Origin of the sequence: Streptomyces lacrimifluminis (assembly GCF_014646095.1) — a bacterium.
Lineage (GTDB): Bacteria > Actinomycetota > Actinomycetes > Streptomycetales > Streptomycetaceae > Streptomyces > Streptomyces lacrimifluminis.
The window spans coordinates 19,359-33,250 of the sequence record NZ_BMMU01000022.1; the positions used below are offsets into that span (position 1 = coordinate 19,359).

Annotated in this window: 12 protein-coding genes and 1 pseudogene; 9 read left to right on the forward strand and 4 right to left on the reverse strand. The window is 69.2% G+C overall.

Features of this window, described 5'->3' with window-relative positions; all coding sequences use genetic code 11:
* Positions 1-2: 2 nt before the first annotated feature.
* The 3 genes from IEY89_RS27970 to IEY89_RS27980 all read right to left on the reverse strand — a co-directional run bounded on the left by IEY89_RS27970 (position 3) and on the right by IEY89_RS27980 (position 2,719).
* Complete coding sequence (locus tag IEY89_RS27970) at positions 3-890, reverse strand: S1 family peptidase (RefSeq protein WP_189150284.1); 888 nt, start codon at positions 888-890, stop codon at positions 3-5.
* A gap of 200 nt (positions 891-1,090) precedes the next feature.
* Entirely contained in the window at positions 1,091-1,417 is a 327-nt protein-coding gene (locus IEY89_RS27975) for a hypothetical protein (RefSeq protein ID WP_189150285.1), read from the reverse strand.
* Positions 1,418-1,543: 126 nt separating this feature from the next.
* Positions 1,544-2,719 carry a hypothetical protein gene (locus IEY89_RS27980; protein ID WP_189150286.1) on the reverse strand — a complete coding sequence of 392 codons (1,176 nt, stop codon included), beginning with the start codon at positions 2,717-2,719 and terminating at the stop codon, positions 1,544-1,546.
* A gap of 200 nt (positions 2,720-2,919) precedes the next feature.
* Here IEY89_RS27980 and IEY89_RS27985 point away from each other — a divergent pair, with 200 nt between their 5' ends.
* The 6 genes from IEY89_RS27985 (at position 2,920) to IEY89_RS28010 (ending at position 9,448) form a co-directional block, all read left to right on the forward strand.
* A complete protein-coding gene (locus tag IEY89_RS27985; RefSeq protein ID WP_189150287.1) occupies positions 2,920-4,131 on the forward strand; it encodes a pyridoxal phosphate-dependent aminotransferase in 1,212 nt (403 codons plus the stop codon).
* A 111-nt stretch (positions 4,132-4,242) separates the two neighbouring features.
* Complete coding sequence (locus IEY89_RS27990; RefSeq protein WP_189150288.1) at positions 4,243-4,671, forward strand: SCO4983 family protein; 429 nt, start codon at positions 4,243-4,245, stop codon at positions 4,669-4,671.
* 302 nt (positions 4,672-4,973) lie between these two features.
* Positions 4,974-6,068, forward strand: a complete 1,095-nt coding sequence (locus tag IEY89_RS27995) for a substrate-binding domain-containing protein (RefSeq protein WP_189150289.1) — start codon at positions 4,974-4,976, stop codon at positions 6,066-6,068.
* A gap of 14 nt (positions 6,069-6,082) precedes the next feature.
* On the forward strand, positions 6,083-7,282 hold the full coding sequence (locus IEY89_RS28000) for a toxic anion resistance protein (RefSeq protein ID WP_189150370.1): 1,200 nt from the start codon (positions 6,083-6,085) through the stop codon (positions 7,280-7,282).
* On the forward strand, positions 7,279-8,841 hold the full coding sequence (locus tag IEY89_RS28005) for a substrate-binding and vWA domain-containing protein (protein ID WP_189150290.1): 1,563 nt from the start codon (positions 7,279-7,281) through the stop codon (positions 8,839-8,841). Before IEY89_RS28000 ends, IEY89_RS28005 begins: the two co-directional genes overlap by 4 nt.
* 4 nt (positions 8,842-8,845) lie before the next feature.
* On the forward strand, positions 8,846-9,448 hold the full coding sequence (locus IEY89_RS28010) for a hypothetical protein (protein WP_189150371.1): 603 nt from the start codon (positions 8,846-8,848) through the stop codon (positions 9,446-9,448).
* A gap of 281 nt (positions 9,449-9,729) precedes the next feature.
* On the opposite strand, the gene IEY89_RS28015 is transcribed toward IEY89_RS28010, so the two are convergent.
* The gene (locus IEY89_RS28015) at positions 9,730-11,577 is read right to left on the reverse strand and encodes a phosphoenolpyruvate carboxykinase (GTP) (RefSeq protein ID WP_229695446.1); all 1,848 of its coding nucleotides are present in this window, start codon (positions 11,575-11,577) and stop codon (positions 9,730-9,732) included.
* Between the two features lie 328 nt (positions 11,578-11,905).
* Here IEY89_RS28015 and trhA point away from each other — a divergent pair, with 328 nt between their 5' ends.
* From trhA to IEY89_RS28030, 3 genes and pseudogenes are all read left to right on the forward strand, one after another.
* Positions 11,906-12,625 (forward strand): PAQR family membrane homeostasis protein TrhA, encoded by a 720-nt coding sequence (gene trhA / locus IEY89_RS28020; RefSeq protein WP_189150291.1) that lies wholly within the window; start codon positions 11,906-11,908, stop codon positions 12,623-12,625.
* A 138-nt stretch (positions 12,626-12,763) separates the two neighbouring features.
* Positions 12,764-13,097 (forward strand): annotated as a pseudogene (locus tag IEY89_RS28025) (MFS transporter); the annotation flags it as partial.
* Positions 13,098-13,220: 123 nt separating this feature from the next.
* Positions 13,221-13,883 carry a TetR/AcrR family transcriptional regulator gene (locus IEY89_RS28030; RefSeq protein ID WP_189150373.1) on the forward strand — a complete coding sequence of 221 codons (663 nt, stop codon included), beginning with the start codon at positions 13,221-13,223 and terminating at the stop codon, positions 13,881-13,883.
* Positions 13,884-13,892 lie beyond the last annotated feature (9 nt).

The window sequence follows — 13,892 nt, forward strand, 5'->3', positions numbered from 1 at the left end:
GCTTACGGCTTGGGCAGGGTGCAGCCGCTGCGACTGAGGTCCAGCTTGTTGTCGAGGCCGAAGCAGGCGGGGATCTGGTAGGTCTCCTGGGCGTAGTTGATGCCCTCGCGCACGGTCACCGTGCCGTTGGCGTCGACCTCGCAGGGGTTGTTGTCGGTGCAGCGCCCGCCGTCCTCGTTGCCGGTGTTGTTGACCGCGACGACGTTGCCGGTGGCGTTGTCGACGACCGGCGAGCCCGAGGTACCGCCGATGGTCTGGCAGGCGGAGGTGTAGCGGACCGAGTCCTTCCAGGTCCACTGGCCTTCCTTGAGGCGGTAGGCGAAGCCGTCGACGTTGCAGGCGTACGTCCGCTTCCAGTAGCCGGAGACGACGGTGATCGCGGTGCCGACGACCGGGTGGGTGTCGTTGAGCGTGAGCGGGCTGATGTTGTACGAGCTCCTGATCGCCGCGTAGGTGGTCGTGAGCTGGTAGATCGCCACGTCCGTGTCGGTCATCGTCGCGTACGCGATCTTGTTGGCGCGCAGGGTGGCGACGCGGGTGGCCGAGGCGTTGAGCAGCCCGAAGGTACGGGTGGACGCCTGGTCGACGATGACCTTGCCGGCGGCCGGGAAGCCCGTCTCCAGGCAGTGCCCGTTGGACATGACCAGCGCCGGGTCGTCGGCCTCGGAGTTCGGGAAGCGGACGAGCGAGCCGGAACAGTTGGAGAGCGAGACGGTGCCGGCGAAGTTGACGGCCTGGACGGCCGGTGCGGCGGCCGCTCCGGCCGAGGCCTTGACCGCGACGCTCTTCCCGGCGGGCGCGGCCGTGTCGGCCTGCGCGGCCACCGCGGGTGCCGATCCCGCCCCGGTGATCACCAGGGCTGCGAGCGCGGCAAGGAGAGGCTTGTTCATGTGGGGGTCCCCTCTGAGACTCTGAGACGGCGGCGGCCGGAGGTCTTCCGGCCACTTCCCGTCTTGTCATGTGCATTGTGAGCACAGAGGGGCTGTTGGGCAAGGAGTTGTTTCAGGACGGGCGTTGGCGGATTTCCGTACAGGCGTCGTCGATGTACTCGAAGAGCGTGTTGCCGCCGTCCGCGATGCGCGCCCCGAGTTCACGGGACCTCCGTTCGCGGGCGGGCGTGACCCGCCCGGAGAAGAACACCGCGGGCCCGTCGAAGAGCCAGCGCACGCCGGCTCGCGAGGTCCGTGAACCCGGCTTCCCGGTCCGTGCCGCGCGCCATGTCGGAGATCAGCGGATCGACAGGGCGGGTGCCGAGAATCCGCTCGGCGGTCCACCCGGCGTCGACGGCGAGCGTGAACGGGGTCGAGGCCCGGGAGCCGTGCGGCAGCCCGGCCGGTTCCCGCGCGGCCCGCCCGGTGGCGAGTGAATCGCCCTCCGGCCCGGTCACGGGCTCGTCGTACAGCAGCGAGAACTTCATCCGCCGCACCCCCCTCGACAAGATCGGCGAGAGCAACATACCCAGGTCCGGGGCCACTTGGGCCCCCTTGGCGGAACCTTGCCCGTGCCCCCGCCACCTCGGGTTCCGGCGATCGTGTCCGCCCTCTCAGAGCCGCTGGAACAGTATGGGGATCAGGGCGGGTACCGCGGGGGCCAGCAGATAGAGGGTGATCCCGGTCGTGGCTCTGCGGGTGGTGACCGGAAGTACCGGGACGGCCCAGACCTGGGCTATCGCCGGGGCCCGTTCACCCTCGGGAAGATTCTCGTACAGCCAGTTGACGTGCTTCTGCTTGGCGACCAGCGCGGAGTGGTAGCCGATCGAGGAGGGGTAGACGATCACGAGCATGTCCACCACCATCACCACCAGCACGACGAACACCATCCATGACGCCGCCGGCAGCCAGACGGTGAAGAGGACCAGCAGGCCGATCAGGTGGGCCAGGGCCGAGCCGTAGGTCCACAGCATGAACTGGCGCAGGGGACGCAGCCCCTGGAAGCCGTCGCTGTCGAACCTCATGTTCGGGGTCACGCCGAAGCCGATCGCCGCGGAGCGGTACAGGTAGACGGTGAAGACGACGCCCATGACCAGTTGCTTGGCCAGGAAGTAGAAGGCGTACGTGCCCGCCACACACAGGGCGACCGCCATCTCGGGGTGGGTGTGCCGGTTGGCCCACCAGCCGTCGTAGACCGCGGAGCGCCAGACCGAGTCGGGAAGCCCGGTCGGGTTCCACGTCTGCAGGAGGCCATGGGTGTTGACGAAGTCGTACAGGAAGTACGTGGCTGTCGCCATGGCCACCACGATGGCCGCCGAGACGTCCCGGCGGCCGAGCGCGGCCAGCCACTGGTTGGTCCGCCTGGCCAGCAGGCCGAGCTGGCGGACCTGTCCTTCGGACAGCCTTTCCGCTCCTCCGTTGCGCACGCTCATCTGCACGAACTCGCCGATGGCCAGCACCTGCTGACAGCAGAAGACGGGCGTGACGAAGACGACCGCCAGCACGATGAGGCCGGCCGGGTCCTGGAGCAGGGACAGGCTCACGCCGCTCGGGCTCAAGCCGCCCAGTTCGGCGTTGTCGGCGAACAGGTAGTCCAGGGCCCACCGTCTGTCCGTGTCGGCCGGTGCCCCGAGCACTCCGCCGACTCCGGCCAGCGCCAGCAGCGCGACGGCGCCTGCCAGGCCGAGCAGTCGGATCTTGGTCCCGGCCGTCAGCGGCCGGTACATCAGGCGGACCAGCCGGCGAGCCGCGTTCCGGCGCGGCTGCGGCACTCTGCGCAGCAGGCGCATCGCCCAGCGGAAATCGACAGGTTCGGTCGAATGGAAGGCTCTTCCGATCCGATCCGGACGCAATGCCCTGAGCTGCTCCATCCCCGCCCCCGACGGCCACAACACCCGATGGTTGTTCATGACCGGTGTCCTGTTTTTCCCCGTCTCAAGTGGTGGAAAACACGACGCGGGAGGCGTTACCCGGCCGTAAGCTCACGGACATGCAGCTGATCCAGTCGACCAAGCTCGCCAACGTCTGTTACGAGATCCGGGGCCCGGTTCTCGAGGAGGCGATGCGGCTTGAGGCGGCAGGGCACCGGATTCTCAAGCTGAACACCGGCAACCCGGCGGCCTTCGGCTTCGAGTGCCCGCCCGAGATCCTGGAGGACATCCTCCGCAACGTGTCGTCGGCCCACGGGTACGGCGACGCGAAGGGGCTGCTGGCGGCGCGCCGGGCGGTCGTCATGCACAACCAGACCCTCGGCATCGAGACGGACGTCGAGCACGTGTTCGTCGGCAACGGCGTCTCCGAGCTGATCGTGATGGCGATGCAGGCCCTGCTCGACGACGGCGACGAGGTGCTCGTCCCCGCCCCCGACTACCCCCTGTGGACGGCGGCGGTCTCCCTCTCCGGCGGTACGGCGGTCCACTACCGCTGCGACGAGCAGGCCGACTGGATGCCGGATCTCGCCGACATCGAACGCAAGGTCACCGACCGCACCAAGGCGATCGTCATCATCAACCCGAACAACCCGACGGGCGCGGTGTACGACGACGCCATGCTCCGGGGGCTGACGGACATCGCCCGCCGCCACAACCTCCTCGTCTGCTCGGACGAGATCTACGACAAGATCCTGTACGACGGCACCACGCACACCTCGACCGCGAAGATCGCCCCCGATCTCCTCACGCTCACCTTCAACGGCATGTCGAAGGCGTACCGGGTCGCCGGGTACCGGGTCGGCTGGATGGCGATCTCCGGGCCCCGCGCGCACGCCGACTCGTACATCGAGGGTCTGACGATCCTGGCGAACATGCGCCTGTGCGCGAACATGCCGGGGCAGCACGGTGTCGTGGCCGCGCTCAGCGGACGGCAGACCATCAACGACCTGGTGCTGCCGGGCGGGCGACTGAAGGAGCAGATGGACGTCGCGTACGAGCTGCTCACCCAGATCCCGGGCGTCAGCTGTGTGAAGCCGAAGGGCGCGCTCTATCTGTTCCCGCGCCTCGACCCGAACGTCTTCAGGATCAAGGACGACCGGCGGATGGTTCTGGACCTGCTACGCCGCGAGAAGATCATGGTCGTGCACGGTACGGGTTTCAACTGGCCCGAGCAGGATCACTTCCGCGTCGTGACACTGCCCACGGTCGGCGACCTGCGCGACGCGGTGACCCGCATCGGCACCTTCCTGGACGGCTACAGCCAGCCGTAGCCACTCGAAGCCACAGAAGGCGTGGGTAAACCTCTGTCCGCGATCCGACTCAAATTTAGACTGGATCTAAGCTAGGATGGTTTCCTGTCAGCGCACAGGAGGCCGTCTCCCATGTACGAACCGATCCGCACCCCGTCGGTCCACAGCGCCCGCAGCGCGCTGGCCGGCACCGCCTCGGACTACCCTCACAGGTCGCGCGAGGAGGAGCTGGACATCCAGCTGGCCGGTCATCTCGCCGCACTCCTCACCGCGACCGACGAGCTGCGCGCCCTCGCACCGTCCGCCGACCTGGACACCGCCGCGGAGCGCCTCGCCGCCCAGGTGAGCCGGCTGCGCCGGGGCCGTACGCCGGTCCGCGCCTCGACCCCCGCGACCGCCGGCCCCGACCTCACGGCCCTGCACCGGCGCGCCCTCGCACTCGCCGGTCGGGCCCTGGTCGTCGCGGCCTCCCGCGCCGACACGGCCGCCGCGATCCTCGCCGCCGAACGCATGGACGCCCACGCCGAGGCAACCGAGCCCCGCGCCCTCGCGTCCCGCTGAGCCCTCCCGGGTTCCCCTCGACGGCCCCGGTCCGCGCGCTCCCGCAGCGACGCGCGGACCGGGTGCCACCTCACTGCGTTCGCTCGGGCAGGGGGTTCTTGTGGTGCCGGGTTGTGCAGTCCGGGTTGGCTGCGGTGCGGTTCGCCGTGGGGGTTCGGTGGCGTGGCGGCTGCGGGCCGTCCGTGGCTTGTCGCGCAGTTCCCCGCGCCCCTGAAGGGCGCGTTGCGTACCGGGACCAGTGGTTCACCCTCCGTTCATTCTCGTAGCCGGGGAACGTTGGATTCCGGGAGCACGCTCCGGGCGTGAGACGAATCGCAGGGATTGTCCTCGCGGTCCTGCTGATCGGCGGCGTGGTGGCAGCCGTCGTGGCAGGCCGGGACAACGGGGACCAGAGCACGGCAACGAAGACCGTGCGTGGAGTGATCGGGTCGGAGAAGGCCGAGTTCTTCGCCGATCCCGACGTGGTGAAGGCCCTTGCCGCCAAGGGTTACACCGTGCGGACGGAGACCTCCGGGTCGTGGGCCATGGAAGGGCTGGACCTCAAGGGGTACGACTTCGCCTTCCCGTCCAGCCAGGCGCCCGCCGACGAACTGGCCGCCAAGTACAAGGCACGGCAGCCCCTGCCGCGCCCCTTCTACTCGCCGCTCGTCGTCGTGGCCCACCGCAACGCGGCCGAGGTGCTCGCGGCGGGCGGACTCGCGACGCTCGACAGGGGCCAGAGCCGCGGCACCCTCAAGATGGCCGCCTACCTCGCCGCCGCCGACAAGGACCGCACCTGGCAGCAGCTCAAGGGCGCCGAAAAGTACGGGGAGTTGACCGGCACCCTCTACATCGCCTCCACCGACCCGGAGAGTTCCAACTCCGGCGCCCTCTACCTCGCCGCCACCAGCTACGTGGCGAACGGTGGCAGGGTGGTGGCGAGCGACGCCGACATCGACCGTACCGCGCCCCTGATGCACAAGCTGGTCAGCGTCCAGGGCGCCCAACAGCCCAGCTCCGACGCGGCGTTCAGGGACTTCGTGAGCGGCGCCGGAAACCCGCTGGTCCTCGTGTACGAGTCGCAGGTGGCCGCGTTGCTCGGCGATCAGCAGAGCGCGGGCGACCTCACCGTCCTCTACCCGGACACCACCGCCAACAGCGACCACACCGTCGTACCGCTGACCGAAGAGGGCCGCGCACTCGGTGAACTCCTCAGCGAAGACCCGGTGTTGCGCAAGCTCGCCGTCCGGCACGGGTTCCGGCCGCAGGGCGACGCCGCCGAGTTCGTCGCGGCGACCGCCGCCCACGCCGCCTACCTCAACCAGAGACTGACCGGCGTCCGGCAGGCTCCCGTGCCCACCTCCAAGGTGCTGCACGAGATGGCACGCCGGGCCCGGAACCAGGGGGATCCCACGTGAACTTCCAGAAGCCGATCCAGAACACGAGCCAGGACAGCAGTCAGAGCGTCGACGACATCTTCACGCTCACTCCGCCCGAGCCCGTCGCGGCCGTGCCGCGCGAGAAGGCCGGTGGTCTCGTCCCCGTCGACGACAGTGTCCTTACGGACATGGCCCGCAAGGCCGCCGAATACGTCGGACAGCTCGCCGCCCTCGACGCCCGCTCGCCCGAGTTCGCGGGCCGGGTCGGGGAGATCACCGGCCTCGGCGCCGGCGAGATGCGAACCGCCGCCGCGCAGTCCAACCGCATGCTGGAACGGGCCGTCCGCAGCCTGCCGAGCAACGGCGGGGACGCCCAGTCGCAGGTGGCGGGCTCGCTCGTCGAACTCCGGCGCGTGGTCGAGGACCTGGACCCGCGTGACCTGCCCACCGGCAAGGGGCGGAAGTTCCTGTCCAGATTGCCCGGCGGCAACAAACTGCGTGACCACGTCGCCAAGTACGCCTCCTCGCAGGCGACCCTGAACAAGATCGTGGGCTCGCTGCGCGGCGGACAGGACGAACTGCGCAGGGACAGCGCGGCGTTGCAGACCGAACGCGTCCGCCTCTGGGAGACCATGGGCAAGCTCCAGGAGTACGTCGTCCTGACGGAAGCCCTGGACTCCGCCGTCGAGCGGCACATCGGCGGCGTCGAGGCGACCGATCCGGGGGGCGCCGACAACCTGCGCGCCGATGTGCTCTTCCCGGTCCGGCAGAAGCACCAGGACCTGCTGACCCAGCTCGCGGTGTGCGCACAGGGCTATCTCGCCATGGACGTCGTACGCCGCAACAACGACGAGCTGATCAAGGGGGTCGACCGCGCGGCCACCACGACCGTGTCCGCACTGCGCATCTCCGTGATGCTGGCCACCGCCCTCGACAACCAGAAGAAGGTCATCGAGCAGGTCAACGCGCTGCGCGGGACGACCGAGGACCTCATCCGGGGCAACGCGGAGATGCTCGCCACACAGAGCGGCGAGATCCAGCGGATCGCCGCCGATCCGGCCGTCGGGGCGGAGACCCTCAAGAACGCCTTCCAGCAGATCTACCGCACCCTCGACACCATCGACACCTACAAGGTCCAGGCGACGGAGGCGATGGCGGCGACGGTGGAGTCGCTGACCTCCGAACTCCAGCACGCGAACGCCTACTTGGAGCGCAGCCGGTCCCGTAGCGCACTGGACGGAGGCCAACTGTGAGCACAGGTACGAGCAGGAGACACCGGCTCGCCCGGACCGCCGCTCTCGCACTCGCCCTCCTGACCGCCTCCGCCTGTACGGCGGGGAAGTCGTCCCAGGACCCGGCCGCCGCCTCCAAGCCCGGCACCCTCCGGGTCCTCGCGTCCAGCGAGCTCTCCGACATGAAGCCCGTCCTCGACAAGGTCGAGAAGGACACCGGCATCAAGGTCCGGCCCACCTACATGGGCACCCTCGACGCCGTCGAACTGCTGGCGAAGGGAAAGACCGACGGGGTGTACGACGCCCTGTGGCTGTCCTCCAACGACTATCTGCGGCTGCGCCCCGACGCGGCGAAGAAGGTCGTCTCCGAGACGTCCGTCATGTCGAGCCCCGTCGCGATCGGCGTCAGGGCCGCCAGCGTCGCCGAGTTGGGCTGGCAGCCCGAGCAGGTCACCTGGTCCCAGGTCGAGGAGGCGGTACGGGACGGGAAGCTGACGTACGGCATGACCGACCCGGCGCGCTCCAACTCCGGCTTCTCCACACTGGTTTCGGTGGCCTCGGGACTGTCCGGGGCGCAGTCCGCGCTCACCGACGCCGAGGTGACGAAGGCGTCCCCGCGACTGAAGGAGTTCTTCAAGGGCCAGAAGCTGACGTCCGGTTCGTCGGGCTGGCTGGCCGCCGCGTACGAGCGGCGGGGCACCGTCGACGCCCTGCTCAACTACGAGTCCGTCCTCAAGGGCATCCCGGGACTCACGGTGATACGCCCGCGCGACGGAGTCGTCACCGCCGACTACCCGGTCACCTCGCTCGCGTCGACCGACGCCGCGACCCGGGAGGACGTCCGCCGCCTGACGGAGGCCCTGCGCACCCCGGCGACGCAGCGCGAGATCACCGACGTCACCCACCGTCGCCCCGTCGTCGCCTCCGTACCGCCCGCAGCTGGCCTGGAAACCTCCCGCCGCCGTGAACTGCCCTTCCCCGGCAGCCGATCCGTCGCCGACGGACTGCTCGACGCGTACGAGAACGAGCTGCGCCGCCCCTCGCGGACGGTGTACGTCCTCGACACCTCGGGCTCGATGGAGGGTGAGCGGCTGTCCGGGCTGAAGCGGGCGCTGCGCGGCCTCACCGGCGACTTCCGGCAGCGGGAGGAGGTGACGCTGATGCCGTTCGGCTCGGAGGTGAAGAGTGTGCGGACGCATGTGGTGAGCCCCTCCGATCCGCAGAGCGGACTCGACGCGATCCGCCGGGACACCGATGGGCTGGTGGCGGACGGCGACACCGCGATCTACACCTCACTGGAGAAGGCGTACGAGCAACTCGGCGCCGACCGCGACACGTTCACGTCGATCGTGCTGATGACGGACGGTGAGAACACGGCGGGCGCGAAGGCGGCGGAGTTCGACGGCTTCTACCGTCAACTCCCGGTCCGGCAGCGGGAGATCCCGGTCTTCCCCATCCTCTTCGGCGACTCCGACCGCTCCGAGCTGGCGCACATCGCCGACCTGACCGGCGGTCGTCTCTTCGACGCCCAGGAGGGCTCGCTCGACGGCGCGTTCAAGGAGATCCGTGGCTACCAGTAGGTTCATGGGAATCGTGGGGGTCCTGGAGTCCCGTAAGAACATCGCCGGGAGTGCGTGCGGGCTGGTGGGCCTGGGCCTGACGTTCACCGGTGTGGCGGGGCCGTACTGGCCGGTCGTCGTCGCCGGACTGTACGGCGCGGGCGCGCTGCTCGCCCCGCCGGAGCGGCAGCCGCTGCCGGACTTCCCGGACCCGTCCGCGCAGCTCTCCGCCCAGCTCGACGAGTTGCGGGGGGACTTCGGCCGGCTGCTGACGTACCTCGAAGGCGTCGAACTGCCGCCCGCCGCCGCCGGCCGGCTCACCGAGCTGACCGGACTCCTCACGGCGCTGCTGGACCCCGACTGGTCCAGCGAGGTGCTGGCGACCGACCCGGAGGGCGTCCACGCGCTCTCCCGGGCCGTGCGGCAGGACGTACCGGAGGCCGTCGACACCTTCGTACGGACCCGGTGGTGGACCCGGCTGACCCCCGGCGCCGAACCCCCGGAACGGCACCTGGAACGACAGCTCGGCCTCCTCCACGAGGAGGCGGAGCGGCTGGCGGTGAGCCTGCGGGAGGCGGAGGCCCGCCGCCAGGAAACACACACCCGCTACCTGGAGGACCGCGCGTAACCGGCGGCCCGAGATGTTCTTCGCCCCCGCCGCCCCTACCCGTCCCGTCCTTCTGGGGCTCCGCCCCAGACCCCGCTCCCCAAACGCCGGAGGGGCTGGATATTCAGCCCGTCCGGCGCTTGAGGACGAGCGCGTTCAGCGCGAAAGGGGGGTCCGGGGGCGCAGCCCCCAGGGATGGGACGGGTAGGGGCGGCGGGGGCGAGAAGAACCACCGCGGCCGGCCATGACGACGTCGCAGGTCAGGGCAAGTCCGACCGGCCGCGGAGCTTTGGACGCGGGCCTCAGCCCAGACGCTGCACCAGCGCCCGGTACTCGTCCCACAGTTCCTTCGGAGTGTGCTCCCCGAACGTGTTCAGGTGCTCGGGAACCAGCGCCGCCTCCTCACGCCACACGTCCTTGTCGACCGTGAGCAGGAAGTCGAGGTCGGACTCGGAGAGTTCGAGACCGTCCGTGTCGAGCGCCCCCTTGGCAGGCAGGACCCCGATCGGCGTCTCGACACCCTCGGCCTTCCCGTCCAGCCGGTCCACGATCCACTTCAGGACACGACTGTTCTCACCGAACCCGGGCCACACGAACTTGCCCTCGTCGTTCTTGCGGAACCAGTTGACGTAGTAGATCTTCGGCAGCTTGGACTGGTCCTTGTCCTTCGCCACGTCGATCCAGTGCGCCATGTAGTCGCCCATGTTGTAGCCGCAGAACGGCAGCATGGCGAAGGGGTCGCGGCGCAGCTCACCGACCTTGCCCTCGGCGGCGGCCGTCTTCTCGGAGGCCACGTTCGCGCCCAGGAAGACACCGTGGTTCCAGTCGAAGGACTCCGTGACCAGCGGTACGGCGGTGGCGCGCCGTCCGCCGAACAGGATCGCCGAGATCGGCACGCCCTTCGGGTCCTCCCACTCGGGCGCGATGATCGGGCACTGGGAGGCGGGGGTGGTGAAGCGGGCGTTCGGGTGGGCGGCCGGAACTCCTGACTCCGGCGTCCAGTCGTTGCCCTTCCAGTCCGTCAGGTGGGCCGGAGTCTCCTCCGTCATGCCCTCCCACCAGACGTCGCCGTCGTCGGTCAGCGCCACGTTGGTGAAGACCGAGTTGCCCCAAAGCGTCTTCATCGCGTTGGCGTTGGTGTGCTCACCGGTGCCGGGCGCGACGCCGAAGAAACCGGCCTCGGGGTTGATGGCGTAGAGACGGCCGTCCTCGCCGAAGCGCATCCAGGCGATGTCGTCGCCGATCGTCTCGACGGTCCAGCCGCCGACCGTCGGCTCCAGCATCGCGAGGTTCGTCTTGCCACAGGCCGACGGGAAGGCCGCCGCCACGTACTTCGACTCACCCTGCGGAGGCGTGAGCTTGAGGATCAGCATGTGCTCGGCGAGCCAGCCCTCGTCGCGTGCCATGACGGACGCGATGCGCAGCGCGTAGCACTTCTTGCCGAGCAGCGCGTTGCCGCCGTACCCGGAGCCGTACGACCAGATCTCGCGGCTCTCCGGGAAGTGCGAGATGTACTTCGTGGAGTTGCACGGCCACGGCACGTCGGCCTCGCCCTCGGCCAGCGGCGCCCCGAGCGTGTGCACAGCACGCACGAAGAACCCGTCGGTGCCGAGCTCGTCGAGGACCTGGCTGCCCATGCGCGTCATCGTGCGCATGGACACGGCGACGTACGCCGAGTCGGTGATCTCGACGCCGATCGCGGAGAGGTCCGAGCCGAGCGGGCCCATGCAGAACGGGACGACGTACATCGTCCGGCCCTTCATCGAGCCGCGGAAGACGCCCTTCTCCCCCGCGAAGATGGCCCGCATCTCGGCGGGGTCCTTCCAGTGGTTCGTGGGGCCCGCGTCCTCCTCCTTCTCGGAGCAGATGAAGGTGCGGTCCTCGACGCGTGCGACATCGGTCGGGTCGGAGGCCGCGTAGTAGGAGTTGGGGCGTTTGATCGGGTCCAGTTTCCTGAAGGTGCCCTTTTCGACGAGCTCCTCGCACAGGCGCTCGTACTCGGCCTCGGATCCGTCACACCAGACCACGTTGTCCGGCTGCGTCAGTTCTGCGATCTCGTTGACCCACGAGACCAGTTGCTTGTGGTTGGTCGGGACGGTGCCTGAGAGGAAGGTGTCAGGGGGAACGGGAGCCGCGATGTCGCGCGCCACGATTGCTCCTTGAATGAGGGTTTTTTTGCTGACTGCCCCTTGGGGGCTGCGACCCGGATGCTTCACGGTATGGATCAATGGCGCTCATCCGGTGCCGACCGCACTCATTTGATCATCCGACTGGAGCGCCCATCTGTCCAGAGGGCCTCACACCTGAGCGACGTGACCATCGCCACTCATTCGCCGCCCGCCCTGACGTTTCCTCCGGGTCACCCCGTATTCACCTGGCACACCCGAGGCCCAGCACACATGAGAGGCTGACCACTTCCACCCCTTCCCGTCACCGAACTGACGCGTAACTTACGGTTGCGTAGGTACGATGGCCGTCATGACTGCGTCCGTTCCCGACGCGCCCCTGGACTCGCCGGACGCCGGCCGCGGTCCCCTGGCGCTCTCGCTGCCACATTCCGATGAGATCAAGCCCAAGCTGCGCGGCTGGCTGCATCTCGGCATGTTTCCGGCCGTACTCATCTCCGGTCTGGTGCTCACCGCGCTCGCCAGTTCGAGCCGGGCGCGCATAGCCTGCGGGATCTTCACCCTCACCGCCTGCCTGCTGTTCGGCGTGAGCGCGCTCTACCACCGCGGCACCTGGAGCCCGCGCATGGACGGCGTCCTGCGCAGGCTCGACCACGCCAACATCTTCCTGATCATCGCGGGCACCTACACCCCGCTGACGATGCTGCTGCTCCCGGCGAGCAAGGGGCAGTGGCTCCTGTGGGGCATCTGGGGTGCGGCTGTGGCCGGCATCGCCTTCCGCGTGTTCTGGGTCGGCGCCCCGCGCTGGCTCTACACCCCCTGCTACATCGCGATGGGCTGGGCGGCCGTCTTCTTCCTGCCGGACTTCATGCGCGCGGGCGGCATCGGCGTCCTGGTACTGGTCCTCGTCGGCGGGCTCCTCTACAGCGCGGGCGGCGTGATCTACGGGCTCCAGCGCCCCAACCCGTCACCGCGCTGGTTCGGCTTCCACGAGGTGTTCCACTCCCTGACCCTCGCGGCCTTCGTCGCGCACTACATCGGCATCTCGATGGTGGCGTACCAGCACGGGTAGACCCTGATCCCCTCGAACGACCCAGATGGCCGCGGCTTCCGAGCCGCGGCCGTTTTTCGTGCCTTCACATCCGCTTTTCGTGCCTTCACATCCGCTTTTCGCGCCCTCGCACCCTCGCGCCCTCGCACCGGAACCTGTGACATGACGATCCTCAACCTCGCACTGCCGACGACGTCCGAACAGCTCGGCACGAGCACCGGGGAGCGGCTGGGGCCCCCGGGCGTTTGGCACTGGGGGAGGACGCCGGACGCGTACATCGTCCGTTCGCCGCGCCGATGCTCCCGGCAGGTCTCCTCGGTGACCGCTCCGGGCGGCACCGGATGCTGATCGCCGGGCTCGGCGTCTTCCTCGCCGGGTCGCTCGTCGGGGCACCGGCCGGTGACATGAACTGGATCACCGCGGCCCGCGCGCTGACGGGAGTGGGCGCGGCGATGGTCATCCCCCTGGCCCTTCCGTCCGGCCCTCGCTCTTCCGACACACACCGGGCCCGCGCCGACGAACCCGGCACTCCTCACCCCTGCCACCACCCCTGCCGTCACCCCTGACACAGCCACCGGCATGGCTGCCGTCCGGCCCGATGGCCGACAATGAGTGCATGACGGCCGCACGCACCTCTCCCCTCGCCGACCGCCCCCAACTGGGCCTCCGTGAGCGGAAGAAGATCAGGACCCGGAGGGCGATCCGTGCCGCGACGTACGAACTGATCGAGAACCAGGGATACGACGCCACGACGGTCGAGCAGATCGCCGAACGCGCCGAGGTGTCGCAGTCCACGGTCTTCCGCTACTTCCCCACCAAGGAGGACATCGTGCTCACCGACGAGTACGACTCCGTGCTGGAGGAGGAACTGCGCGCCCGCCCGGCGGACGAACCGTGGCTCGACTCCCTGCGGTACGTCCTGAAGCGGGCCGTCGGCCTCAGCTGGTCCGAGGAGCCCGAGGTGACCCGGCTGCGCAGCCGACTGATGCTGGAGGTCCCGGCGGTCCGCTCCCGCATGATCGAGAGCATGTCCGAAACCGGCCGCCTTCTCTGCCGCGTCATCGCGGAGCGCACCGGCCGCGACCCCGCCGACCTGGAGGTCCGTGTCTACGCCATGTCCCTGATCGGCGGCCTGTCGGAGGTCGCCGTCTACTGGGCGCAGAACGACTTCAAGGACAACCTGGCCGACCTGGTGGACCGCACGGTGAACGTCCTCGCACACGGCCTCCCGAGCGGCATTTCCAGCCCGTCCGGGGGTCCCCCCTCCGGGGGAGTTTGAGGACGAGGC

What these genes read in the sequence shown, in the direction of transcription:
- IEY89_RS27980 (WP_189150286.1), bottom strand. Translation starts at nt 2,719, where the DNA reads ATGCGCCTGCTGCGCAGAGTGCCGCAGCCGCGCCGGAACGCGGCTCGC.
- trhA (WP_189150291.1), top strand. Translation starts at nt 11,906, where the DNA reads ATGACTGCGTCCGTTCCCGACGCGCCCCTGGACTCGCCGGACGCCGGC.
- IEY89_RS27990 (WP_189150288.1), top strand. Translation starts at nt 4,243, where the DNA reads ATGTACGAACCGATCCGCACCCCGTCGGTCCACAGCGCCCGCAGCGCG.
- IEY89_RS28030 (WP_189150373.1), top strand. Translation starts at nt 13,221, where the DNA reads ATGACGGCCGCACGCACCTCTCCCCTCGCCGACCGCCCCCAACTGGGC.
- IEY89_RS27975 (WP_189150285.1), bottom strand. Translation starts at nt 1,417, where the DNA reads ATGAAGTTCTCGCTGCTGTACGACGAGCCCGTGACCGGGCCGGAGGGC.
- IEY89_RS28010 (WP_189150371.1), top strand. Translation starts at nt 8,846, where the DNA reads ATGGGAATCGTGGGGGTCCTGGAGTCCCGTAAGAACATCGCCGGGAGT.
- IEY89_RS27985 (WP_189150287.1), top strand. Translation starts at nt 2,920, where the DNA reads ATGCAGCTGATCCAGTCGACCAAGCTCGCCAACGTCTGTTACGAGATC.
- IEY89_RS27970 (WP_189150284.1), bottom strand. Translation starts at nt 890, where the DNA reads ATGAACAAGCCTCTCCTTGCCGCGCTCGCAGCCCTGGTGATCACCGGG.